Source organism: Novosphingobium sp. AAP83 (genome assembly GCF_001295795.1).
In the GTDB taxonomy this organism is placed as follows: Bacteria; Pseudomonadota; Alphaproteobacteria; order Sphingomonadales; family Sphingomonadaceae; genus Novosphingobium.
Genome location: NZ_LJHY01000002.1, coordinates 164,651 through 189,488 on the forward strand (window position 1 = coordinate 164,651; position 24,838 = coordinate 189,488).

The window sequence follows — 24,838 nt, forward strand, 5'->3', positions numbered from 1 at the left end:
ATCCCCTCACCGTCATCGCCCTAGAAAGCGCTAAGCTTTTCCAAGCTGGACACCCGCAAAAACCTCGGATCCGTCAAATACCTTCTAATAAATTCAATTGGTTGGCACTCGGAGATTCAAGCAAACTAAGGTTTTTGCGGGTGTCCAGCTATCGTCTTTTTCCGGTTAAATTAACCTAACATATTGAAAAACTGTGCAGACAAATGCTCGTAGGCAAGTCGTTATCAAAATCATTACACCATGCTCAGTCGCATCAGCCATTGAGGTGGGGTTGCATCAACTCTAACAAGTGATTGAAGTCAAAAGGCTTTGTCAGGATGGGAATGCCCTCGACACCTTCGACCTGGAAACCAGCTCCCATTCCGGTCAGAAGGATGAATCCGACGGAGCGCGCGGCGGGCAGCCTTCCGCGAAGTGTCCGCACCAAGCAGGCTCCATCAAGTTCGGGCATTCTAAAGTCGGTAACGACAACCGTTATATTCTCGTCCGCCATCACCCGGTCCAGTGCTTCAGTTGGCGAAGTGTATGTCGCCACGGGGTAGCCTAGAATCTCCAAAAGCTCTGCATATTCCTCCAGTACTTCGGGATCGTCATCGACGAAGATGATCCGGGGCGCTAGTTCAGCCCTCTGGGGATTGCCAGATTCAAGCATCCGCATGACCCCGTGCGATACACATGAGGCCGGCCTTTTTCAATTGCCGATCAGGCAAGATCATTAGCCCACTTGTTCTTGATTGAGTATGTCGCCCAACCGCTCAACTTGCTGCTCTATGCGATCCAACTTGCGCAACAGATAAGCTGCCTTTTCCGCTGGCAGATCAGGCAACAGCACATTGCGAAGATTCTCTACGACGAGGTTTATAACATTGAGCGGCTGCCTAGAACTGTGCAACAGCTTCAAGCGTTGATCCGTCTCTTCCAAAACCATTGTCCCGCAAATTGACTGCTCCAAAAAAGGGCCTACTCGGGTTTCTGCGTGAATGTAAATGGTATAAGGGATAACACTGTAGGATCGGCGTGGCCCGATATGGCCATCGCCTTGGCATTCCCACAAGTTCAACCCCTAGCTATCTTTATGGCGAGCGTTCTTTGCCATCTCCACAATCTTGACCAGAGAGGCTGATGAGGACACGCCGAGCTTGGTAAAGATGCGGAACCTGTGGATCTTGGTCGTGTTTTCGCTGCGGTTGAGGATATTGGCGATTTGCTTCGTGACGTAACCTTGAGCAATGTATTCGGCAACACGCCACTCGGTAGGCGTTAAGAGGTCTACGCGGCGTGCAACTTCGTCGATAGATTCGCGCCGACAGACACGCATACGGCTAGCACCGATTGCTGCACTCAATGCCCTGCGCAACTGGCTTTGTTTTATCGGTTTAACCAGAAACTCTACCGCGCCATCGCGCATGCACCCAACCGCGGTCTCGATGCTTGATACGCCCGAAAGGAAGATCACCGGAATGTCCGGAGCAACCTCGCGCAGCCAGGCCTGGATTTCAACACCATCTGCGCCCGGAAGTTCGACATCCAGAATGACGCATCCACGCAAGGTTGCAATGGGTTCGCGTTGGAACTCAGTCGGGTTGGCATACGATTTAACAGCGTAGCCGCACCATTCCACTAGCTCTTCCAGCTCTTCGAGCACAACCGGATCGTCTTCAAGAATATAGACAGTTTCGCCAGCCACCGCGCAAATCGAATTCTGCGGACACGGCGGCCCCACGATCCCATCATCACCAAGCGACTGACAAGGACGGTTGAAGGCCTCGATGCCGCAACGGGTATCAAGCCTGTAACCCCAACGAGGGCTTTCCTGCATGTTCGCCAAACCCAAAACCCCCTAGTGCCAAAAAAGACACCCCGCCACCAAATCGATAAGCACCACGCTATCAAGCAGGCACTGCCACCCCGAAACAGCCGATGGCAGGCCAGCTATGATTAGCGCGATAGCCATTTTGGCTACACCCTAATTATGGGCATAGCTAAACTTCAAGGAATGGAAAGGCGGAATTGCGCGATTTTCTGGTCTGGTAAACAAGCTGTTAATCTATAATAAATTCGATAGGAATCATGTTTTAAGTTGGCATCTTGTAAATCGATCTGTCACCACCGCAGGATTGACCCAACATCAAGAAGCGGACTGGTTGAAAACATGGCCTCTTAAAGAGTTCGCCATCTGCGCTGGTACTGACCAATTAAAAAGGCGCTCATTTAACTGCCTGCACAGGGGCATTTCCCTCTGATGTCGGTGGTCCTAACCGCTTTGAAGCCGTTCTGCCTATATTTGCGCCGCCTTGCCGCAGCAACCGAAACGTAGGGCACCGTTTCCGTGCTTCGGAAAATTTTCACTACACGGCGCCGTCGCCAGCACGACACATGGGTCACCAGCGCCAACCTTATTCAGCCAAAAGTTCGCTGGCTTGCGTCTCTATGCGCTTGAAAAGGTAACGGTACATGCTGGAGTCCGACACGATCAATTCCGTGCGCGACTGATTGATCCCGGGCATTCCGCTTGCAATGATTTGCACCACTTTCACGCTAAGGACGCTACCATTAAAATCGTCAGGTAGGACCATGGCATAGAATTTGAGCCCCTTGTCTGTATGGGGCTGACTTCCGGTTCTGCCGCGCGTTCCGCTGATCTGTCCGGTTGCCCGGTCGATAACATCAAGGCGATATCCTGCCTCTTGGAAGACTTTGACCGACCGGTCAAAAGTGTCCTCAATCGCAAAGGGATAGGAGTGACGGTGATAATTGGAATCAAGAGCAAACACGCTGCGGTCAGGCTGGATGGTTCCTGATCCGGAGCATGATGACAGTGCGGAAGCGACAAGCAATAAACTCAAACTCGGCAATTTGCTAAAGCGACGGTTGAAACTGACCATGGTAAAGCCTCTCCGAGGATGATTTGGCGTGGCCCCAGGGGCCTGCAAGGGTCTGTTGAAAAATGCGCCTCGAATAACCGAAGGCAAATGAATTGACCTTTTAAATTTATGAAAAATCAGATACTTTTTAAATATTTGGAGGAAGCCAATTGGAGAACTTTCCATTTTCGCTATATATCGAAGTATCAGAACTATGGATTTCTACTTCCTTTTTCCAATACTCGTAAGCTTCTTGCAAATCCGAGACATCGATACGATAACCTTCATCCCGAACGCTTTTGATCTGCGGAAAGCCCTGAAGCTTTTTGTTTAGGCGTGAGATGTAAACCGAGATCGGCTTATGACCAGGGGCAATCTCACCGCGAGGACGAGCGCGTGACAACTTTGTGAAGGTTACAACACCCCCGCGTGCGGCTTCGAACAATGAAAGCGCCTTGCGTTCAAAAGTTGTAAGCTGGGCTTCACCGATAAGTTTGGCCAATTTTGAAATCGAAATGCCCTTGGCGCGCTCTTCTTCACGCTTCAGGGCATCTTGATGCGCCTGCCGCTCGAGAGCACGCGTCAGCCAGGCTGTTGCAACGGCCGAATCACTTTGCAGTGAATAGACCGCATCTGCACCCGCCCGATAGACACTAGCTCGCTCCTGAGGCGTAGCGTTCCCCAGCAAGGCGATCATGATTTTTCCCGGGTAAATTTTCCGGAACTTGCGAAATGCGTTTGCCACCCGCCGGGCATCACTGCCGTGGACCGCCAAAAGACCAAAGCTGCTCTCCGCTTGAGAGAGAATGCGGGTTTCCCATGGAATGTAAACATGCCCGGATTCCACTTTTAACCACGAATGGAACCAACCAAGCCTTTTCAGATAGTCAACATCCTGAAACCCGATGACACGCGCCACAACATCCGCCAAAACTTTGCCAGAAGCCAGTTCACTGCGAACCGCTGGTTCTGAAAGGCTTTCCGCCGCCGTAGCACCCGATTGCGCCTGACTTTTGCCGGAGGCGTGGGGCGATTTCTGAACTGAGCAAACAATTTGGGGAGCTTCTCTGCGAGGGTCCGGTTCAGAGCCAAAGTTGAAGCCCGCGACGAGCGCCAACCGTGTCGCATCCGCTCCATTCTTTGCACCAAGCCGGTGCAAGATCTGGCTCCGGTGAACTTCCACCGTGCGCGAACTTATGCCCAGCCAGCGCCCGATCTCCTCGGCGTTCTTCCCCCAAACAACCCCACGCAGAATTTCTGTTTGCCGCTGGGTTAAACCCACCAACCTTGCGTTGCCGCTCACGGTGACATGCAGCGGCATCGTGCTGCCGGTTAGCGAGTTGGCGTGGTCTTTCATTGAAGCACTCGTGGCTTGGCATCTTGCACGCTTGCCGTCAGACCAGCCTCGGTAAGTTTCCACGGCCTTGAGATCGTCATAGGGGCCAAAGCATCGCCTTCGCCAAATTCAAAGCCGATAGAAACAACACGCTCAAGCATCGACTCTTCATCGACGCCCGTTGCAATGACGAGCGGAGCAAAAGTACTGGCAGACAGTCGCGCACCGCGCAGGACCCGGTCACAGCTACCATTCTCACCTGCCAGCCGCACAATCGGCTCTGCGATACGGATTGCGCCTATCCTCAATGCCAAAAGATCATGCGCAGAGAACGCCGTCAGCCCGAACTCGCTGCATACCAGCGCCACACCAAGGCGGCGCAGCGAGCAAAGTGCAGAGAACAAGACACTGCTTGAATCCCCAACCTCGCCAACATCGAATTCTATCGCGAGATTACCAGAATAATGCGGCCAAGCCGCGATCAGCTTTTCGATCTTCAGGCACTCGCGTGTCGAAATGCCTCTATTAAAACGAAAACCCGCAGCACTACATCCCGATGCTACCGCAGCAATAGCAAGCTCGCATTGCTCAAACGATGAAAGCTCTAAACCGCAAGAACCAACCGCGCTTTGCTGCCACCCAAAGTTGGTCAGGTTTGAAATGCGACAGTATAGTGCTTGCTGGGCACCGCCAAGCGCCACCACCGAGCGCCACCCGAACGCAGCCTTGTGCATTTGGGGCACAACTAGATTAGGGCTTTGGTGCAACATTAAGGCTTTCAGTATGGACAGGCCCGCCAATTGGGGCCGCCCCAAGCGTTAATTCCAGCTTTCTGTTAAGCCGGACAAAGACTGAGCTCTATATAGCGATTTGGTTATACGGATTATCTCATTGGCTATCACGCAAATCGCCTGCATTATCATAGTGGCGAATTGGGCCGTCACGGTGTATCGAACGGTTCTCAAGCCATTGAGGTTTATGGAAACACATGCTGCAACGCATCATCGCGTCTTTTGGAATGAAGCGTCCCACGAAAACCACTAGGAAGAACATTCAGGCAGTTTGGTCATCAGGCTATTATTCAGACTTTAGCAAACTGACCCAAATTTAAAGAACGGCAAGCTCAGCCTTAGTCAATCCGACGCTTGAGTGGCATAAGCTTGAGGGCAAACTCAAGGCCATAAATGCGCAAGTGTTGCCGAGGATAACGCACTTAAGGCATTGATAATATGTTCGCTATACGTAATGAACCGTAATAATGTCCTTTGATAAACCCAAACTGGTAGCGCCTGCATCGGCGCAAAGCGTTCTTCCCAGAGAAGCCAGCGCGGCTGCGCAATTTCCGGGTGTAAGCGAACCAGCGCTTGCCATTCTGGCCACGCTCGCAACGCCGCTTTACATTTACTGCTTTGAAAGCGAACGCATTTGCTGGTCGAATGCGGCTGCTCGTCTCTTCTGGAATGCGGATACTCCGGATGAGCTGCACAAACGCAAGGTCGCACCCCAATTGGTCGCCAACACATCGCGTCTATCCTTATACCGCGATGCATTCCGGCGTGGAGAGACGCGAACGGAAAGCTGGACCTTCTTTCCTAACGGAGAAGCGCTGACCGCTTTGTGCTATTGCCGTGGCATTTCCATCGCAGATCACCCCGAAGCCATGCTGGTCGAGCTGATCGACAAGCCGCAGAGCAGGCTTCAGGACACCGAATTGCGCACGATTGAGGCTTTGCGCCACACGCCGCTAATGATCTCGCTGTTCGATGAGAATGGTAAAGTACTGCTACGCAATCCTGCTGCGAGCAAGCAGTTTGCAGTTTTTGATCAAGATGTCCCAGCTACGGTGTCGGCATTTGATACGATGTTTTCCGATAATCGCGATGCCGCGATGCTAAGGAACCTGTTAGACCAAAAAGGCTTTGCCGAGGCGTCCACAAAAATTGCGTTAGCCCATCAGCCAGTGCACCACGTGCAGGTTACGATGGTGGTGGATGCTGCAACTGGGCAGCCAGCCCTTTTGGTCGCGCAGCAAGACATTACAGTTTCTGTCGAAACCAGCCAAAAGCTTGCTGCAAGCGAGGATTCGCTGGACCACCTGCTGGATTTGAACTTGAGCCCTGTCGTCGTAGTGGCGGCGGCTACAGGCCATCTGATCCGGTGTAATCATGCGGCCGAAGTGCTGCTCGGAGGAGAAGGCAGCCTTACGGAACGAGGCGTGGCCGTTTTCGCGCAGGATCAGGATTACCGCTCCCTGCTTGCTACAATCGCGATGCATGATTTTGCCAGCGGCCAAAATCAGCTTGTCAGACAAGACGGCAGTGCGTTCTGGGCGCATTTATCAGGAACATGCCTTCGCTACCGCGATACAGACGCTGCGGTCTTTTTTCTGGCAGATATCGACCAACTTTATCGCAATACCCACGTGCTTGAGGAAGAATTGGTCCTCGCCCGGCAAACGTCCGAGATGCAGCGAAGACTCATGGCCGTCGCCTCGCACGAGTTCCGCACACCATTGGCGATGATTGACAGCGCGGCCCAACGCATCGAGGCCGGTTTACGCCTTGGAGCGCCAGACAAGATCAAGGCTGGCACCAGCCGCATTCGCGTAGTTGTTAAGCGGCTATTGGCCCTCATGGAGCGCACGCTCATGAACCAGTCAGAAGATGAGGCACGCGACGAGGGTTTTATACGGAAGACCGATATTGCGCGGCTCATCGGCGATTGCGTACGCTCGGTCCGCGAAATGCATCCCGACGCTCTGATTACTCTTGACCTGCCCCCCCTTCCCTCTCTGATTGCGGATCGCTCTGTAATCGAAAGTGCCATCAGCAACCTGCTGGGCAATGCGATCAAGTACAGCAATGGGCCGGCGCGCATCGATGTTTGCTGTAAACTGGTAGCTTCCGGGATTGAAATCACGATACGAGACGAGGGAATTGGTATTCCGCTGGCCGAGCGAGAAGCAGTTTTCGGAGAATTCACGCGCGGCAGCAATGTTGGCAACCGCGAAGGCACAGGGCTTGGCCTCGCCATCGTCCGCACGGCAATCGAAACGCTTGGCGGTACGATTGAACTTTTACCACACAGCGGAAAAGGGACTGCATTTCGGGTAACCCTGCCGCGAACGATTTTTGTTTTATAAAAACTCGAAACAAGGACGACCTGTCGCAGTGATTGCACTCCCACCAGTTAATCGTTACGGGTTAATACTGATCGGGCTTCGCCCGGATCAAATTTAGGTCCGCGAGCTTTTTATCCATGGTCATTTTGCCAGTCATCAAAGAGAGGGCGAAGATTTCCGATAGCCCCCACGTGACAGCGCAACCGCCAAAGCTGCGCCGGTGGTTATGGATTTCGTTCCTCAAAGCAGCCATCGTACCCCTGCTTTTCGTCGAAATTGGATTTCTGGTCGTTTTCCTGATCAGCAACGCCATTGTCCACGACGTCAACGTTTCTGCGATGAAGGCGACATCCGAAGCATTTTTGGAAAACGTCTCGCGATTGGAAGCAAAGCAGGTCGAAACCACCCTGGCCGCCATCGCGCGCAACACCCAGCTGCTTGCCAATCGCACAGCACAGGCCCTTGATACGCCCTTGAAGCCTGATCCCGCAGAAGTGGCACGTTATGGCATGTCAAAGGACGGCGCGCTTTATACGCGATATGATAATGGCACAACGGCAAGTTTTTATTCCGGAGTCCAACCGGTTGGCCCTGTACAAATGGACAAAGTGTGGCGTCTGTCGGCCATTGACCCATTAATGATGGAATTGAACAATATCGACCCATTAGTGATATCAGTTTATGTAAATACCAATGATAGTTACAACAGAATATATCCTTACATCGACGCTTTGAAGCAATATTCGCCCAAAATGAATATCCCAAAATTCAACTTCTATTACGTCGCCGATGAAAAAAATAATCCCAAACGCGAACCGGTTTGGACCGAAGCCTATGTTGATCCTGCGGGTCAGGGGTGGATGATTTCGTCTGTGGCGCCAGTATGGCTCAAAGGTCGCCTTGAGGCTGTTGTAGGGCAGGATGTCACTTTGGCGCAGCTCATTTCACGGATGCTCAACCTCAAGCTGCCTTGGGGAAGTTATGCCATACTGGTCGACAATCAGGGCCATATCATCGCGATGCCGCCCGCCGCTGAAAAAGCGTTGGCGATCGAAGAGCTTACTGATCACACTTATGACACTGCGATCCATGACAACACGACCAAGCCGGGTGAATACAATCTCGCTGCCCATGCGCAGACCAAGAAACTGGCCGATGCTCTGCTAAGCCGGCGCCAGGGCCAGGTTGTCATCCCGTTGAATGGCGGCAGCGTTGCAAGCTTTCATGAAATCGGGGGGCCGAAATGGAAACTTGTTGTCGTCGCCGAGCAGGGAAAGATTTTCGCCGAAGCGAACCGCATGCAGTCCCGGCTCACCATGATCGGGTGGATCATGGCTTTGGTGCTGGTCCTCTTCTATATGATCTTCTTCGCATTTCTCTATCTCAGGGCAAAAGCGATGGGCGATGGCCTTGCCCGGCCGATTGATCAATTCGCCCGGATGTTTGGCCGGATCGGTGCCGGGGATTATGACCAGACCGCACCGCGCGCCCAGATTGCAGAGCTCGACGCTCTCGGGCTCAATATCGCGGCCACAGGCAGGCGCGTCGGCGATGCCTACAAGCAATTGGCCGCCCACCAGCGCGTAACCGAAAAGGCGTTGGACGATCTGCGCAAGCGAAGCCATGAGGAACTGCGCTTCGTCCGGATGATATCGCACGAAGTGCGAACACCGCTGGCTGTAATAGACAGCGGTGCCCAAATCCTTGAGCGCAAGGCCCCTGATGTCCAGCCATCAGAGATCGTTCGGCGCATGCAACGCTTTCGCAACGGCGTCGCCCGCATCGCAGGTCTGGTCGACAAGCTTGAGCAAAGTTCGGATTCAGCCACCTTGCCGGATGACGCCAAAGGCCATGCGAATGCGGCACAGCTCGTCACAGAGCTAGCGCGCGAGATGATCCCGTCAACGCGTCTGCAACTGGCAGAAACGACCACCCCAACAGCAATATGCGATGCCGCCTCGCTGCAACTGGCCTTGCGCAGTGTGCTCGACAATGCCCTGCGTTATAGCAAGGCTGACGGAATGATCCGCATAGACGTTACGGCACAAAACCAATGCGTTAACGTTTGCGTCGAGGATGATGGCGCAGGTCTTGCTCCCGGCGAGGCTGCGATGGTTGGCGAACGCTTCTTCAGAGGCAGCAATGCCGCAAACACACAGGGTGCCGGCCTAGGCCTGTACATTGCCGGCAAATGTCTCGAAGCTGTTGGCGGATCGCTTGTCTTCAGGTCCGGCCCAACAGGCAGTTCGGTTATGCTAACCCTCCCCGCCTGTCGCTGCAAACCATCAGAAATTTCCGAACCTGCCAATGCAGCAGTGCCCGCATGACGGTACGTGTCCTCTGCATCGAAGATGAGCCGGACTTGCGCGAGGATCTTGTCGAGGAACTGGAATTCGCAGGGTGCATAGTTTCAAGCGCCCCCGATGGGCTCGCTGGCTTGCAACTCGCTCTACAGGCCCCGTTTGATCTGATCTTGTGTGATGTTCTTTTGCCCGGCAAGCCGGGCCTTGCAGTGCTACAGGATCTGCGCGCCCGCACAGGGCCAAACCAGCAAACCCCGTTGGTTTTTCTGACGGCTTTTGACGACGATGAGCTTGCCGATCAATGCCGCCAAGCCGGAGCAGCCGGACATTTCATGAAGCCACTAGATTATAGCAGGATCGGAAAACTGATCGCCGACTTTGCCACCGGTAAGGCACGGTAAACACCCCGCGCCGCGCAGGTTTTGGTGCATGGCCCTGAATTATAGCAATTTATTCAATGTATAACACGTCTTCAAGGCACAGCAAGACAGCACCGCGGCGTTAAACGCAAAATCAAAAATAGCCAATAAGATTATCAAACAGCGTCTTTGGATTATTCAGCCACCATCATTGACGGAGTAATGTCTGCAAAACAGGCTTTGCCAAATGGGGCACCGGGGGACCGCGTTTGGTCAAGCATGCCGGTGCCTTGAGGAGCCCAACGCCTAGGACGGGCATGCCAATGCAGTATCCCAAGTTCGATAATGTCGCGCCGCTCTCGTTGGACGGGGAAAACACCGCCGCTCGCATCAATCGCGACGAGATCGCGCAGACAATCAGCGCGGCCCTGCAACATATTGAACGGCTGAACGAGCGCATCTTGATCGAGCTTGGTCGATGCCACGCCTTGCAAGTGGTAAATGCAGGCCTCGAAGGTGCTCAGGCATCGCAAGAGCGGGAACGCGCCGGTCTTCTCGCGCGGATTGAAAGTCTCGAAGAAAACCTCGAAACGGCGCAGAGCAAACGGCTCGGGCTGTTAGAGGAACTGACAGAGACGCGCGTAATCTTGCGCTCCCGCGAGGGCTATATTGATCGGCTGGAAAATGCGCTTACCGAAACAAGACGCAAACTGCGCCGCGCACGCCAAACATGGCTGGATAGATTGATCGTAGGCAGCGAAGCTTCAGAATAAGCGCCAACAAGCCGTAGAACCCCGTACCGGCGGTCTTGTTGTTCCAGAACGAATGTCCTCAAGCCACCCTTTTCCATAGTTAAGGCGAGATTTTGTACTGTCGTGAACCTCATACGATTCGCCATAAGCCATCATAATCAAAAACAAAAATGATCGGGTGATTTGTAAATTAACACTTTCGGCTATTCAGATAGCCTTAGAGGCTGTTTACCGATCGTTCATTGCTGTCACAGAGAGATCTAACGGCGCAGCCCTTCGGAGTCGCATCTAAGGAAAGCTGATAAAAAAGCCGGCCGGCGAGCCCCCGCCGATACCTATAAGGCTACAACTGCTAAAGGTATCGGCGGCGCTCATATTTGGGTAGAAACCGGCATGATGCCAGATCATTTTTGTGTTGTTGATGATGACAGCGATTTTCTCGCTTTCCTTGGCGAATACACAAGCGCAAGGGGGCTGAACACATCGCGTTTTGCTTCAGCTGAAGCACTTTTGCAGCACGGACATATCGAGGCATTCGATTTCTTTATTCTCGACCTCGGCCTTCCCGGTACTGACGGGGTCGACCTTATCAGCATGATCAGAGCCAAGTCATCCGCTGGCATCCTTGTTGTCAGCGGCCGTATGGGGCCGGATGCTTTCAACTCGGCACTCAATGCCGGGGCTGACATGTTTGTCAACAAGCCGGTACGTTTTGATCAAATCTACAACGCGGTCCAGACGATCTATCGCCGCTCGCGGTCAAAAGATGCCCACGGCACAACATGGACACTTGAGCGCGGTACGCGAACGCTGATCGCCCCGCAGCAAACATCGACCGTACTTTCAGAAACCGAACACGCCATTATGCAAAAGTTGCAGATTTCATCCCCTGCTCCGGTTTCCCGTGAAGAACTGGCAGAAGCCTCAGGTGTCATACCCGGCACAGATTTCCGCAATCTGGACGCCGCGATTTTCAGGTTGCGCCGCAAGATCGAACGGGAAACCCAAGGACCTGCACCGCTGCGCACGGAACGCGGAAGAGGTTACAGCCTGGCTGCCAGCATCCAGTTGCGGTGATTTCCAACATGGAAGCAGCACCAGTATACTCATTTCCGTTTGCATTGATCTACTTCGGCCAGCTAGCTGGATTTTCCCTCAGCATATTGGTTGTTAGCAACTGGCGGCCCGACCGCTCGTCGATGATCTGGCTTGGCTCCGGCGTGTGCAGTGCAGTTGCATTGGCCGTCGGCTATCCACTTTACACTCCGTATAGCAGCGCAGCCCTACCTATTGCTGTAGCGCTTACGATCCTTAATCTTAGTATGAAACAGATTGCCTTGCTGCCGCGCAAAAAGAGTGGCGAGTTGATCGGAGATAAAGGGGCAACATTTGCGTTGATGGTTTTTGGCGTGATTGGCGCCTATACTGTGCCAGCTCCATACAGGTCAGTGCTAGCCTGTGCGATGAGCGGTTTGATAGCGTTTATGAGCATCCAGGCAGTTCTTCGAAACCGGCGGTGGAGGGGCTATCGGGGCCTCTATGCGATGTTAACCGCGTCAATCATCGCAACCATTTTCTTTCCTGCCAAAGCTGTTATCAAGTTATTTAATATATTGACGATATCTGCATTACCGGCGGATAATTCAGCCACCGGCGATGCGGTCGCCCTTGTCGGCATGATTGCTTCGTCCGTAGTCGTTCAGGCCGGATTCCTTGGGATGCTAACCGCACAGCAATCACGAGCGCGGCAACTTGCAGCAAGGCGGCTCGCGCGGGCATCGGAGCACATGTTGGGCGCGCGTCTGCATGCAAAGCAAATCCAGAAGCTTGCGGATCAAAGACTTAATCTGCTCAACCTGCTAACCCACGAAGTTCGCCAACCATTGCACAACGCCCAGGCAGGACTGCAAAGCTTTCTCACGGAACTTGAGCATGGTGAATACTCGCCCGAACGCCTCTCCTCTGCTGCCAGACGCACACAGGGCGTGTTGGATGGCATAACCCTATCATTGTCCAACGCGATCACCGGCACGCGCCTGATCGAAGACGACAGCATCGGTCAGCTTCGCCAGACAGGCATGGCCGAGACCGCAGCCATGGCGCAGCTCGACTGCCCCCCCTACTGGCAGCAGCGCATTCATATGACTCTCCCTTCGCCAGAGATGTTTATCGATGTTGAACCCGTCCTGCTGCGGCTAGCCTTGCGCAATCTCCTCGACAACGCCCTGAAATACTCGCCCGCAGACGCACCGGTAACATTTGAAATTCTGGAAGAAGGCACAGAACTCGGTGTGCTGTTTCGCGTGACCAATGATCTTGCCGACGACCATTCGTTGGACGGCGATATCTTTGGGCGCGATCAGCGGGGCTCCAGCACTTATGCCGAGGGACAGGGGCTTGGCCTTTATATCGTGAAACGCGTTGCTCAGCTGCACGATGGGTCTGTCAACATGCGGCGTGTGGGTGCATCCCAAGTCGTATTTGAACTGTTCCTGCCGGGCTGAAAAGCCCTTTATGCCGTGGTACGGGAGGCCTTACAATGTGGCCCCGACCCTTTCACCTCCATAAACACCTGACCGATAATCCCCTCTGGATGGATAGGACCTGGCCCTATATGGGCCATCTCGCGTCGATAAGATGCGCCGTGATGGCGGTGGTCATACAAACCTCCGAGATCGCTTTACACGTTGAAGCTCTCCTGAAGGGAAACGCCCGCTCGTCGAGGGGTGCCCGTATAAATAACGGGCGCTGTAGGGAACAGCCTGACGCTTGCACTGCGGGATACCTCAGCGCGCCTTTCGACCAATCTGGATCACCGTGACGGAGCCGATTTTGGCCAAGTGCGAGGAGAGATGGCGCAGGAATACATCGATCTTTCAAGACATCTCAACGCTGCAATTGGCCAAAAGCGGCCCGCCCCGGAGGGGTTGTAGCAAGAAGTCCGCTGGGAGCGTTGCGTCTCTGGCAGGGGCAACCAGCCCCTGCTGCGCGCCGCGCCTCCCCAGCGGACTTCTTGCTACAATCACGGTGATCCAGATTGGTCGAAAAGCGATCTCAAGCCGCTTGCTAACCCAAGCCCCCCCAACCCCGCCCTATCGCAACAAAAAAACGCCGGCCCCGCATAGGACCGGCGTTTGTTTTGAAGCGCAACACAGGGGCGGGATCGACCGCCCCTGCCGCCACATCACAGGATGAAGTCAGCCGCTACAAGAGCAGCCTGATTCTGCATTACGATCTGGAAGTCGACGCCCAGATTGTTGTTCACATTCCCCTGAAGCACACCGTTCTGATAGCGCAACTGGCCTGCTGCGGTGAATGCAGCCGCACCGATAAACGTGAATGCCTGATTTCCATTCGCGCCCGTGTTGGCATCAATCGCTGACAGATCGATCTTATCAAGCTGCACGCTCGAAAAATCAGTGATGATGTCGCGCGTATTCGCTGTATTGCCGATGTCGGCAATCGCTGCACCAAAGCGGAACGTATCTGCACCGGCACCGCCTGCCATGGTATCACGACCATTGCTACCGATCAGGATATCGTTGCCGTTGCCGCCATTCAGAATGTCGGTTCCGGTTCCGCCGTCCAGCGTATCATTACCGTCACCACCATTCAGCGTATCGTTACCAGTTCCGCCATTCATGATATCATCGCCAGCGTTGCCATTGAGGATATCATTTCCGGCCAAGCCATTGATCGTGTCTGCATTGGCGGTGCCGTTCAGCGTATTGTTGCCGTTCGTCCCGGTGATGATGCTTAGATCATCATTCAGAATGGTCGAACCGGCAATAGCTGTTCCCAAAACACTGCCAACAGGATTGGACAGGGTTACCTGGAAGGTTTCTACAGCCTCAAGCGTTGTATCCCCCGTAACAGCAACCTGAATGGTGCCGGTCAAAGCCCCTGCCGCGATGGTCAGCGTACCGCTTGGCAGCGTGCCGCCAAAGTCAGCTGCGTTAGCAGGGCTGGCGCCAGTTCCGGTTACCGCCCAGTTCACGCTGACAGCCTGCTGCGATACCTGGCTGAGCGTGACAGTGAATGTATGAACCGACGTACCGGTATGGTTTTCGGCGATACCAACTCCACCTGGCCCCGCTATCGAAACCGTTGGCGGCGTGACAAAGCTACCCGCAGTCAAGACTGGCGAGCCCGTCATTGCGATAGCGAAATCGGCAGCTAGATCGGCGTTTACGTTGCCTTCCAGCAGACCGTTCACATATCGGATCTGGCCAGCAGCCGTAAACGCTGCATCACCGATGAATACGAAACGTTGGGTGCCGTTCTGCCCGGTGTTTGCATCAATCGCGGTGAAGTCCAGCATATCACCAAGCGCAAAGTCGGTGATCGTTTCGCGGATCAAAGCGTTGTTGCCGATATCGGCAACGCTTTCAAACACGAACATGTCATTGCCTGCCCCGCCGGTGAGGATGTCGAAGCCCGCACCGCCAAACAACTGGTCATTACCTGCCCCGGCGCTGATCGTGTCGTTACCGGCCAGACCGCGCAGGATGTTGTTGCTGGCATTGCCGGTGATGCGGTTATCAAGCGCGTTGCCGGTGCCCTGAAGCGCTGTGCTGCGAAGCTCAAGATTTTCGACATCATCGGCAAGCGTATAATTGAATGCCCCATTGACGATGACCGTATCATTGCCGCTGCCAAGCAGGCCTTCGCTAACCGTGTCGCCAGCCTGATCGATGATATAAATATCATCACCAGTGCCGCCTTCAAGGATATCAGCACCAGCGCCACCGTCCAGCGTATCGTTGAACGCCGTACCGATGATGATGTTCGCACCCGCGTTGCCCAGAATTTCCAGACCCTGGTCGATGTTCGGATTGGCGAGCGATGCATCAATATTGATCGCAGCCGTACCGTTACGGTTTGCAGTGGTACCGATACCGGTGCCGATCACGATCCGTTCGATGCCGGTGAAGCCCTGCACTACGCCAAGCACGTTGGTAACGCCGAGAACGATGTCGGCAGCCACGGTCTGGGTAAAGCGCACTTCATCAATGCCAAGGCCATTGCCCACACGGAAGCCCGCGCCCTTGTTGACCAGCTGCTGCTGGGTCAGGCCGCTATCTGCAAAATCCTGGCTTTCAAAGCTGAGCGCGTCTTCAACGATGAAGATGTCATCGCCTTCACCGCCATTCATAGCATCTCTACCGCCCAGAACCGCAGGTCCGCCCAGCGCATTGCCACCCGCTCCAGGGATCAACACGTCATGGCCGCTCATGCCCGAAAGCGTATCCCAACCGCCACCACCGTAAAGGGTGTCGTTTCCTGTGCCGCCGTTGATGTTATCATCGGCCAGAACGCTATCTACCAGAGCTTCAGGGTCAAGCACGCCACCAACGGTAATGCCATCGCCACCATAGATCAGATCGTCACCAGCACCACCATTGATGATGTCGGCTTCAACACCGCCATACATGGTATCGTTGCCGTCATTGCCAAACATGATGTCTGCGCCAAGACCGCCACGCATCACATCATTGCCAGCTTCGCCATACATGAAGTCGGCATCGATACCGCCATCCATCGTGTCGTTGCCGTCACCGCCATAAAGGAAGTCGACGCCAGCATCACCGTTGATGATGTCGTTACCACCGCCAGCGCGGATGGTGTCATTACCTCCAAGGCCGTTGATACGATCCACTCCGGCTGTGCCTGTGATCATTTCACTGGCATTGCCCGCGCCATTGGGGTTGAGCACGCCGCGCGCATCAACATAGTTGCCCGGATTGCCATTGAACACATTGCCGACAAAACCGGCCCGGCCAATCGCAGCCGTCACCGCATCGCCATTTGCGTCCATCACTTCGGTGATCGTGGTCGCGCCTTGCAACGCTGCCAGGTTTGCAAACGGAGCACCATTTCCGGCGGTATCACCCACCTGGATGTACTTGTCTGCTACCGAGAAGATATCGGCGTAAACATCCGTGGCACCAGTGCCACGCATGATGATATCTGCAAGCTGGGTGCCTTCCATGTTCTCGATGAAGAACTCGGTCGTCGGCACGCGGCCCAGATAATAGAACAAGTCGCCGTTTTGCAGGTCCATCATCTGCATCGCGAAGATCGCATCGAAGGTCGAACCCAACATACCGCCCGGAACTTCACGTTCGGCAAGGCCGCCGATCCAAGCGTCAATCCGGTTGAAGTCCTTGTTGCCGCTGGTGCTCATCCAGGTCGCATTGGCAAATGCAGCCTCGGTCGCCGCTTTCAGCCCGGTCATGTATTCGGTCTGATCAGCAAGGACTGCGCTTTCGCGCAGGGTATACCACTGCGCAAGTGTCTTGCCGGTCGCGCCGCCTGCAAACGTGGTGAGCACTGCATCGCTGGCATAAGCCATGATGAAGTTCTTCACCGTTGCGTTCTGTTCGACCAATGTGCCCTTCAGGTTATCCCGGAAGTTCGCCCAGCTCGTATATGGCGTCAGCGTGTTTACCAGCGCAGCAGGTGCAACGCCTTGGATAGATCCACGCATTTCATTCAGCGTCGGCAAACCGGCATCGCGGCCACGGATAAGGTTCAGCGTCGCCAGATCAAGTGGTTGACCCAAAAGGTTATCGCGCAGCGCGTCTGTAACCTTCTCGTCAATACGGTTGCCAACTTGCGCTGTGCTACCATCAGTAATGAGTTTGGCGGTTGTGCCCGCGATGTAGGATTCCGGGTTAAGGAACGCATCGATCAGGCCGCGATTGATGTCGATCTGGATCTTGTCAGTGGCAACACCACTGGCTGCGGCTGTTGCATTGGCATCTGCCAAAATCGTGAACTGGTTGGCATTCAGCACCGTAACAGCGCGAGTGCCATTCAACATGTCGGCAGAGATACCGCCGATCGTTGTATTGACACTAGACAAATCGATGGTCGAACCGGTTTTCAGGCCGTGGTTTGCCATCGTGATGGCCACCACATCGCTTCCGCTCGTGGTGGCAATGCTTGTGGCATCGGCGTATTGGCGCATGCCAACGGCCTCTGGCAGCATCGAATGGCCAAAGCGATAAACCGCGTTGGCAAATTCCGCCGAGATGTTTGCGTTTACCAAGGGATCAACCCCGGCAAAACCGGCAATGTTCGGGCTGATTTTGCGCACGAATTGATCGAACACAAGATGCTGATAATGCATTTCAAGAATGATCTTGGCCTGCTGGAACAGCTCCTCGCCGGTGATCACCGTCGAGACATTGGTCAACGGATCAGTCCAAGTCCAACCACCCGCAGGCTGATCGCCCGTAAAGCCGAAATTCTGCTTCAGCTGGGTAACCATCCTGTTATGTTCAGTCAGGAAGGCTTCGTGAACAGCGGTAAGGCCGATGTTTTCATTGAGACGACCATCACCTGCAATGATGTGGGCTTCGAGGGCAGTCTTGAAGTTTGTATCAGGGGCACCATGTGCGCCGGGCGTAATCGTATCGCGGAGATCGCGGCCATCCCAGATCGTCGTATCTGTAAGGGCTGGAAGCCGGACACCCATATCGTTCAGGAACGCGTGCTTGGATGTCATCAGAACAAATGCATCAGCACCCAATCCGGTATCGATGATCGCCGGATCATCGGCAAGGTTCGTGTCGGTGATGTAGACAGCCTCGCCGGTAACCTTGTTCAGCGCGATCATGCGCGGAAGGCCATCGTCACCCAAAATGGCGCCTCCGCTGCCGTCAAAGGCAATCATCGGCATCGCATTGATATCAGCATCATGCAGGATAATGCCAACATTGGCGGCATTCGCCTTGATTTTTGCCCAAGTGGCCACGCCAGCAAACGTTTCACCGTTAACAGTAGCGCCCGCATTCACCAGGCGTCCGGTGGTGAGATCCCCCAAAGTGAGGTCTGTATTGCCCAGTTCAGCTTCTCTGGCCGCTTCGTTCAGATATTCCCGCAGGAAGAAGGTGCGGGTATTGTCAGAGCCATAGTTCTGGCTGAGATCAATGAACGGCGAAGTAAGGTTGAAGCTTTCTGCGCGCGCTGGCGCGAGGTCAAACTGGAACGAGCCTCGTTCTGAGACGCCCGGCACTGCTGGGAACGAATCCACTGTAGCGATGATGCCGGTTGTTGGTGTGTAAATGTTGATTTGCGCGGCAAGATCAATCTCGTCTGTTGCGCCAATGAGGATCAACGTATTGTTGAGCACCAGCGTACCTTCGTAACGGAAGGTTGCACCTTCTGGCTTGCTAGGCACGGTAATCGTCGACGAGACAGACCATTCAGATTTGCCTTGCTGATCAAGCAGCCCCAGCTTCTCCAGCAACGCGTCGGTCGAACCTTCACCGATGGTGACATTGACAGTGTTATTGCGCGATCCCGTGATCGCAGTTGCGCGACCTGCGGTGTAAAGGCCGTCGCTGGGCAGCAACTCGACCTTTACCTTTCCGTCAATTCCTTTGGTTACAAAGTCGAGGCCATGGTCAAAGAACTGGCCGAACTGCGAAGTCCAATTGCTGTAAGGCAGCGGATTGACTGCGCCCGATACCGGCGAAATGCGCCCGGTGGGGTCATCCTGAAGCTTCAGTTGAACTTTGGCAGCATAATTGGGATCGCTCAGATCAACCGCCGAAAAACCAACAGAGTTCGAGCTATCGGAAATCAAGTTGCTGATGTTGCGTGGATTTAGAGAATCCGCAATCGCGCCGGTTTTCGCAATCCAACCATTAGCCGAAAGGTTCACGGTGTCACCGATGGTCACCGTTACGGTAGGACCACGAACCGAATTGGCGAATGGCGCAGAAATCACGTCATTCTTGAGCGTCGGCGTTGTCAAACGGTTAAACGTATCGCGGATGAACAGGGTATCGGCTGCACCAAACCAGAAGTTGGGCAAAAGTGGATCAGCACCCCCGTTACCAACGCCTTGAACATTACGGATTCCGGTCGGCCCTTGGGCCGCAAGTCCACCCAGTTCTTCCGGCATAAACTCCCCGCGCACGCGCGAGAGCAAAAATCGTATGTCTTGCAGGTTTAACGTAAACGCCATGACTAGCTCCTATGAGTCGGTCACTTGTGCATTTTACGCGATGAAGCGTCAACAAGAATCACTTTAGGTCATATTCACAAACTTATTTTATCGAGGAAACCCGATGATTATCATTATTTTATCATAACACAGATGCAATCCAGCAACATCTTTTAGCAGTCCGTCGCGGGCAGGACATCACCCGCCAGTCGGTCTCGACCAGCGCTAACGCCCCGGATTCAGGCCAAAATCACTCGGCAGGCGTGGCAATCGGCACCGCAGGCGTAAGCAGCGCGGCCGACGGATCACGAATTTCACGATCCTGTTGAGAGCCAAGCGGAATGCGATCAATCGATTGGATAACAGACGTGATCAAAGGCGTATCACCATCATTGCGGACACGATTATAATGACGCACATCATCAAGTTGAGGCCTACCCGGTACGAGGTCGGCGAGTTCCAGCATCCCTATCGCCGCCAGCACACGCACTTTTGCGATATGCAATGTTGCGCGTGCCTGATTATGGCTGATTTTTGCTGAAAGCAGATCACGTGCGAGATCAAGCACGTCAAGTGTAGTGCGCATTCCGACACGCTCTTGCAGAACCGCGCCGCTGTGCGCCTGTTCTGCCAAAATGACCGCATTGGCCAGATTGCCGAGCGAGCCTTCTGCCGTCAGCCATTCGTTCCACGCATCCGAAACTTCGGCGCGCGTTTCACGCAGCGTCTGATCAATCAGCCGCCAGTCCGCATCGTTGGCAGCCTCGGCCTCACCAAGGCGCGCATTCAATGCCCCGCTTTGGAAAATCGGACCAGAAACCACAAATTCACCGCGCAAACTGGTTTGTTGCAAACGGTCAAGGCCAAACAGATTGGTGTCAACGCCTGCACGTCCGCGCAGATCAACGCGTGGCATGCGTTCTGCACGGGCAATGCTCACTTGCGCCCGCGACGCCCGCTCGCGTGCATAGGCCGCCACAAGGATCGGGTGGCGTTGCTGGGCTACGGTAAAAGCGTCCTCAAGGCTGCGCGCAGGCAGCGGCGGCGCGCCGGGAGGCGACAGATCGCCGGGCGGAGAACCTATAACATTAAGAAATTCAGCTTCTGAAAATGCAACAGCGCGATGCGCCTGCAAAAGCTGCGCCTTGCCCAGTTCGACCCGCGTCGCCACTTGGTCCACGTCTGTACGTGTCGTGTCCCGGGCTTGTAAGCGAAAGCTGTTGTCGGCCAACTCACGTTCAAGCAACGCGAGGTTCTCGGCAGCAATGCGCACGGCCTCCCGCTCGCGCAGAACAGTGACATAAGCACTCACGGTTTGCAGCAACACTTGCTGCTCCATCGCCCGCAAGGCAGCACGCTGATAATCGATCTGGGCAGAAGCCGTACGTTCACCCGCGGCATTCCGACCGAATGTGAACAACGGTTGCGTCAACACCGCCGATGCCGAAGGTGCCCAGCCTGCACGTGGCAAACTGCCACCAACCTGCTGTTCGATATTGTCCCTGCGATAGCCGTAGCCCACCTCGTAGTTCATTTGAAGCCCTGAGCGGGCGCGCGCCTGCGGCAGACGGAAATCGATGCTCTCAAGCCGTGCACGCTCAGCCAGAAGCGCAGGATTTGTCAAATAGGCACGATCAAGCGCAACATCGAGTGATGTGACCGGCTGCCCGACGTCGAGAAAGTCAGGCCTATCCGGCAGGTTACTGTGATCAATCGGTAAACGATCCTGCGCCATCGCCGGAGCAGCCAGCAACGACAGGACCGCACAGCCGCTGATCAAGGCTGATTCAAATTTGCGTAAGCCACGTTTCATGACAATCTCCGAGACAGTTCTTTGATGACGCCATGATTTTTGTTGAGGCTGTGCTGCAACAATATCAGGCACGCCCGTGCGGCCAGATGCTCAATCGCGGAATGCGCGCTCGAACTGGTCGATGAATGGCTTGATCAGATACGAAAGTAGCGAACGATCACCCGTGGTTATGAACACTTCTGCCGGCATCCCGACCGCGAGGCGCAACCCGGATTCCTGCTCGAATTTCTTCCGTTCAAACACAAGCTTCACTTTGTAAAAGCTCATGCCCGATGCCTCATCGTAGGTCCGTTCGGGTGCCACAAAGGACAGCCGCGCTAAAGCTTCGGGAGTTTGCTGGGCACTGAACGCGGAAAACCGCACGCGCCCGGTTTGACCAACGCTAAGCTGGTCAATGTCGGCAGGGCTTACGCGCCCATCGATTACCAAGTCATCGCCGTCCGGCACGATCTGTAAGATTTGCTGTCCAGCAGGTATCGCGCTTCCCGGTGTGCTAAAAGCCAGCGCATAGACAATCCCGTCCTGCGGCGCCCGAATGACACTCCGTTCATAAGCGCTCTTGGCGTCTGCCTGGCGCACTTCGCCAACATTCGACGCCTCGATAACCTGAGCAAGCTCCCCGCCAGCTTCGGCCCGTGCACCTTGCTGGACCGACAGCATTTGCTGCCGGATTTCCGAGATCCGCGCATAAATTTGCGCCACGCGCGCTTCAAGCGCCGCCGCTTCACCTGAAAGGCTGATGGCAGTGCGTTCAATCTCGTTCAGGCGATTGATTGTAACAAGCTTCTCACCGTAAAGATCGCGAAGCCCGCTCAGTTCAGGGCCAATAAGCGTTTCTTGCTGACGAATAGCGCTGATCTGTTTTTGTGTGCTGACGATCTCAGACTGGGCCTGCCGGATACGCTCGCCCAGCAAATTGACCTGGCTCGCACGTTCCGATCTGCGGATCGCAAGCAGTCGTCTTTCGCGCTCAATTGCTTCCTTTGCGGCCGGCATATTCGAATTCAGCAGATCTTCGGGAAACTGGATCGAAGCCCGGTCCGAAACCTCAGCTTCAAGCCTCGCCCGTCTCGCCCGGAGCTCTTCAACGCTTGCTCCGCTCAGGTTTGCACTGACCTCGCTGACCGAACTGTCTAACCGCATCAGGATATCGCCTTTGCGGACTTTGGTTCCGTCGCGCACAAGTACCTGCGACAAGACACCGCCGTTTGCATGCGTAATTGATTTCACTTGGGATTCGACGGCCAGCGCCCCTTGCGCCATCACCGCACCTGTGACCTGCACAAACTGCGACATGATCAGCAAAACGCCCAGCAGGCCACCAATGGCGATAAATGATGTGCGAATGCGCCCTTTCAAGCGCGCATTCGTCTCAAACGTGGCCCGGCTATCCGCTTCCATTTCGGGCAGCAGAACAAGCGGCCTGGCCGATGGGTTGGTTGTCTTGTCATCAAGCATTGGTAGGAACCTTTGACGGTGCAGCCGTGTTGGCTGTTGCAAGCCGCTGCAAGACTTGGTCGCGCGGCCCGAAATCACGAATTTTGCCAGCATCAAGGACCATCAGATCGGTCGTTGCCTCAAGAACATGGCGCCTGTGCGCAACGACCAGTACGATTGCACCGCGCTGCTGCTGGCGACGAATGGAGTTGATCAACGCCAACTCACCCATCGCATCAAGGTTTGAGTTCGGCTCATCCAGAACGATCAGGAAAGGGTTGCCGAACATCGCGCGGGCGAGCCCGATGCGTTGCCTTTGGCCAGCAGACAAGTTCCTGCCGCCTTCCCCAACTTCAAACTGATAACCACCGGGAAGTGCCAGAATTAGATCGTGGACACCGGCGATCTCGGCGGCTGCAATAATGTCTTCGGATGACGCATTGGGATCACAGCGGGCGATATTGAAAGCCACTGTTCCGCCAAACATCTCAACGCTCTGCGGCAGATAGCCCACATGCTGGCCGAGATCATCAGAATCCCATTGATCACTCGCGGCCCCGTCGAACCTGATCTTGCCTTCCTTCGCTGGCCAAGCACCGACGATCGTACGAACCAACGACGATTTGCCCGCTGCGCTTGCTCCGATGATCCCGAGAACCGTACCTGCACGAACATTGAAGGTTATGTCTTCAACAGTCGGGCGCTCGATCCCGGGCGGCCCAGAAGTCAACGCCTCGACACGCAATTCCTTTGTCGGCGCGGGAAGCGTTATCCGCTCTGGAACCTCTGGTGCATTCACCAACAAGGCATTGAGCCGCGCCCAGCTATCCCTGGCACCCACAAAACCGCGCCATTGGCCGATCGCCTGGTCAACAGGAGCCAACGCGCGGCCTGAAAGAATGGCGCTGGCAAATATAACCCCGCCTGTCGCCGCTCCTGCCAATACGAGCAACGCACCAACCGTGAGTATCACCGATTGCAGCACCATACGCAAAGTGCGCGTGATCACAGCAAACCGTGTATTCAATTCGTTTAGCTCACGCTGGCTCGATGAAAACTCGAGTGCTGTCTGGTATGCTGCGCCAATCAGGCGATCACGCATACCAAGAGCTGCGATCACTTCAGCATGAGTCCGCTGCATTTCCTGAACGCGGTTGCGTCTAAGGGCAAGGCCCGTAAGTCTGCGCACCGCGTTGCGGTTAATCTTATCGGTCATCCAAGTCATCGCAACAAGAACGAGCGCACCGACCAAGGCTGTAACACCCAGCCAAATGTGAAGCACAGAGAGGATCAGCAGAAAGAACACGATCCAAGGCAAGTCGATCAATGCCGCAGGGCCTGGCCCAGCAATAAACGATTGTATCTGCTCAAGATCACGCAGAGGGCTATTTGCCGCAGCCTCGTTCGGAGCCTCGATAGACATCCGGTGCTCAAGATAGGAGACTCTGGGGCGAAGTGAAGCGCTCAGGTCAGCGGCAACGTCACCCAACATGTTGGCACGTAAAATTTCGAAGCCAGCCTGGAATGCATAGACCGCCAAAACGAGAACGAGCAACCCAGCAAGCGTTGCGATGCTTTGCGAGGGTAGAACCCTGTCATAGACCAGCATCATGTAAATGGAACCGCCGAGCACGAGCACGTTTATGCAGGCACTGAGCGCCGCAATGCCCAAAATCGCCCGCTTTGCTCCGCCTAAAGCCCGCTTAAGGGGCGTATGCTCGAGGTCAACTTTATGGGATAACATCACATGAACTCACACTTTTGGAAACAACGATGGCGCCCATCGCTGGCCGGGCATCAAAGAGATAAAAATCGGGCGGAAAGAACCGGTCGTCGTTCAAAGTTGGCATTCAAAAAAAGAGCCAGCGCGCCTAAAAAAGACGCGCTGGCAATT

General features: G+C 54.7%; 16 protein-coding genes. 6 read left to right on the forward strand and 10 right to left on the reverse strand.

The annotated features are described in order from the left end of the window. Positions 1-253 precede the first annotated feature (253 nt). The 6 genes from IP81_RS01665 to IP81_RS01690 all read right to left on the reverse strand — a co-directional run bounded on the left by IP81_RS01665 (position 254) and on the right by IP81_RS01690 (position 4,934). Positions 254-652, reverse strand: a complete 399-nt coding sequence (locus IP81_RS01665) for a response regulator (RefSeq protein ID WP_197274483.1) — start codon at positions 650-652, stop codon at positions 254-256. 63 nt (positions 653-715) lie between these two features. Further along, positions 716-901, reverse strand: coding sequence for a hypothetical protein (locus tag IP81_RS20005; RefSeq protein WP_197274484.1), 186 nt, complete (start codon positions 899-901; stop codon positions 716-718). A gap of 162 nt (positions 902-1,063) precedes the next feature. Beyond that, a complete protein-coding gene (locus tag IP81_RS01675) occupies positions 1,064-1,819 on the reverse strand; it encodes a response regulator transcription factor (RefSeq protein ID WP_054106229.1) in 756 nt (251 codons plus the stop codon). A gap of 577 nt (positions 1,820-2,396) precedes the next feature. After that, complete coding sequence (locus IP81_RS01680) at positions 2,397-2,885, reverse strand: hypothetical protein (protein ID WP_157573036.1); 489 nt, start codon at positions 2,883-2,885, stop codon at positions 2,397-2,399. 127 nt (positions 2,886-3,012) lie between these two features. Next, positions 3,013-4,221: a LuxR C-terminal-related transcriptional regulator gene (locus tag IP81_RS01685; protein WP_054106231.1), complete on the reverse strand. Its 1,209-nt coding sequence runs from the start codon at positions 4,219-4,221 to the stop codon at positions 3,013-3,015. Continuing rightward, complete coding sequence (locus tag IP81_RS01690; RefSeq protein ID WP_054106232.1) at positions 4,218-4,934, reverse strand: EAL domain-containing protein; 717 nt, start codon at positions 4,932-4,934, stop codon at positions 4,218-4,220. The genes IP81_RS01685 and IP81_RS01690 overlap by 4 nt, the downstream gene beginning before the upstream one ends. A gap of 524 nt (positions 4,935-5,458) precedes the next feature. Between IP81_RS01690 and IP81_RS01695 the strand changes: the two genes are divergently transcribed. From IP81_RS01695 to IP81_RS01720, 6 genes are all read left to right on the forward strand, one after another. Then, positions 5,459-7,342: a HAMP domain-containing sensor histidine kinase gene (locus tag IP81_RS01695; RefSeq protein ID WP_054106233.1), complete on the forward strand. Its 1,884-nt coding sequence runs from the start codon at positions 5,459-5,461 to the stop codon at positions 7,340-7,342. Positions 7,343-7,458: 116 nt separating this feature from the next. Beyond that, positions 7,459-9,648, forward strand: coding sequence for a sensor histidine kinase (locus tag IP81_RS01700; RefSeq protein WP_082355878.1), 2,190 nt, complete (start codon positions 7,459-7,461; stop codon positions 9,646-9,648). Beyond that, the gene (locus IP81_RS01705; RefSeq protein WP_054106235.1) at positions 9,645-10,025 is read left to right on the forward strand and encodes a response regulator; all 381 of its coding nucleotides are present in this window, start codon (positions 9,645-9,647) and stop codon (positions 10,023-10,025) included. Before IP81_RS01700 ends, IP81_RS01705 begins: the two co-directional genes overlap by 4 nt. A 281-nt stretch (positions 10,026-10,306) precedes the next feature. Then, positions 10,307-10,756, forward strand: coding sequence for a hypothetical protein (locus tag IP81_RS01710; RefSeq protein ID WP_197274485.1), 450 nt, complete (start codon positions 10,307-10,309; stop codon positions 10,754-10,756). A gap of 372 nt (positions 10,757-11,128) precedes the next feature. Next, a complete protein-coding gene (locus tag IP81_RS01715) occupies positions 11,129-11,812 on the forward strand; it encodes a response regulator transcription factor (RefSeq protein WP_054106237.1) in 684 nt (227 codons plus the stop codon). A gap of 8 nt (positions 11,813-11,820) precedes the next feature. After that, the gene (locus IP81_RS01720) at positions 11,821-13,239 is read left to right on the forward strand and encodes a sensor histidine kinase KdpD (RefSeq protein WP_082355881.1); all 1,419 of its coding nucleotides are present in this window, start codon (positions 11,821-11,823) and stop codon (positions 13,237-13,239) included. A gap of 680 nt (positions 13,240-13,919) precedes the next feature. On the opposite strand, the gene IP81_RS01725 is transcribed toward IP81_RS01720, so the two are convergent. The 4 genes from IP81_RS01725 to IP81_RS01740 form a co-directional block, all read right to left on the reverse strand. Next, entirely contained in the window at positions 13,920-19,715 is a 5,796-nt protein-coding gene (locus IP81_RS01725; RefSeq protein ID WP_082355883.1) for a peroxidase family protein, read from the reverse strand. 229 nt (positions 19,716-19,944) lie between these two features. After that, positions 19,945-21,507 (reverse strand): TolC family outer membrane protein, encoded by a 1,563-nt coding sequence (locus IP81_RS01730; protein ID WP_054106240.1) that lies wholly within the window; start codon positions 21,505-21,507, stop codon positions 19,945-19,947. A 90-nt stretch (positions 21,508-21,597) separates the two neighbouring features. Continuing rightward, positions 21,598-22,965, reverse strand: a complete 1,368-nt coding sequence (locus IP81_RS01735; protein ID WP_054106241.1) for an HlyD family type I secretion periplasmic adaptor subunit — start codon at positions 22,963-22,965, stop codon at positions 21,598-21,600. After that, positions 22,958-24,688: a type I secretion system permease/ATPase gene (locus IP81_RS01740; RefSeq protein ID WP_082355886.1), complete on the reverse strand. Its 1,731-nt coding sequence runs from the start codon at positions 24,686-24,688 to the stop codon at positions 22,958-22,960. The genes IP81_RS01735 and IP81_RS01740 overlap by 8 nt, the downstream gene beginning before the upstream one ends. Between the last annotated feature and the right edge of the window lie 150 nt (positions 24,689-24,838).

Coding starts and splice junctions, on each gene's coding strand:
- IP81_RS01675 (WP_054106229.1), bottom strand. CDS start 1,819: ATGCAGGAAAGCCCTCGTTGGGGTTACAGGCTTGATACCCGTTGCGGC.
- IP81_RS01725 (WP_082355883.1), bottom strand. CDS start 19,715: ATGGCGTTTACGTTAAACCTGCAAGACATACGATTTTTGCTCTCGCGC.
- IP81_RS01680 (WP_157573036.1), bottom strand. CDS start 2,885: ATGGTCAGTTTCAACCGTCGCTTTAGCAAATTGCCGAGTTTGAGTTTA.
- IP81_RS01715 (WP_054106237.1), top strand. CDS start 11,129: ATGATGCCAGATCATTTTTGTGTTGTTGATGATGACAGCGATTTTCTC.
- IP81_RS01720 (WP_082355881.1), top strand. CDS start 11,821: ATGGAAGCAGCACCAGTATACTCATTTCCGTTTGCATTGATCTACTTC.
- IP81_RS01740 (WP_082355886.1), bottom strand. CDS start 24,688: ATGTTATCCCATAAAGTTGACCTCGAGCATACGCCCCTTAAGCGGGCT.
- IP81_RS01695 (WP_054106233.1), top strand. CDS start 5,459: ATGTCCTTTGATAAACCCAAACTGGTAGCGCCTGCATCGGCGCAAAGC.
- IP81_RS01705 (WP_054106235.1), top strand. CDS start 9,645: ATGACGGTACGTGTCCTCTGCATCGAAGATGAGCCGGACTTGCGCGAG.
- IP81_RS01690 (WP_054106232.1), bottom strand. CDS start 4,934: ATGCACAAGGCTGCGTTCGGGTGGCGCTCGGTGGTGGCGCTTGGCGGT.
- IP81_RS01700 (WP_082355878.1), top strand. CDS start 7,459: ATGGTCATTTTGCCAGTCATCAAAGAGAGGGCGAAGATTTCCGATAGC.
- IP81_RS01685 (WP_054106231.1), bottom strand. CDS start 4,221: ATGAAAGACCACGCCAACTCGCTAACCGGCAGCACGATGCCGCTGCAT.
- IP81_RS01730 (WP_054106240.1), bottom strand. CDS start 21,507: ATGAAACGTGGCTTACGCAAATTTGAATCAGCCTTGATCAGCGGCTGT.
- IP81_RS01735 (WP_054106241.1), bottom strand. CDS start 22,965: ATGCTTGATGACAAGACAACCAACCCATCGGCCAGGCCGCTTGTTCTG.
- IP81_RS01665 (WP_197274483.1), bottom strand. CDS start 652: ATGCTTGAATCTGGCAATCCCCAGAGGGCTGAACTAGCGCCCCGGATC.
- IP81_RS01710 (WP_197274485.1), top strand. CDS start 10,307: ATGCAGTATCCCAAGTTCGATAATGTCGCGCCGCTCTCGTTGGACGGG.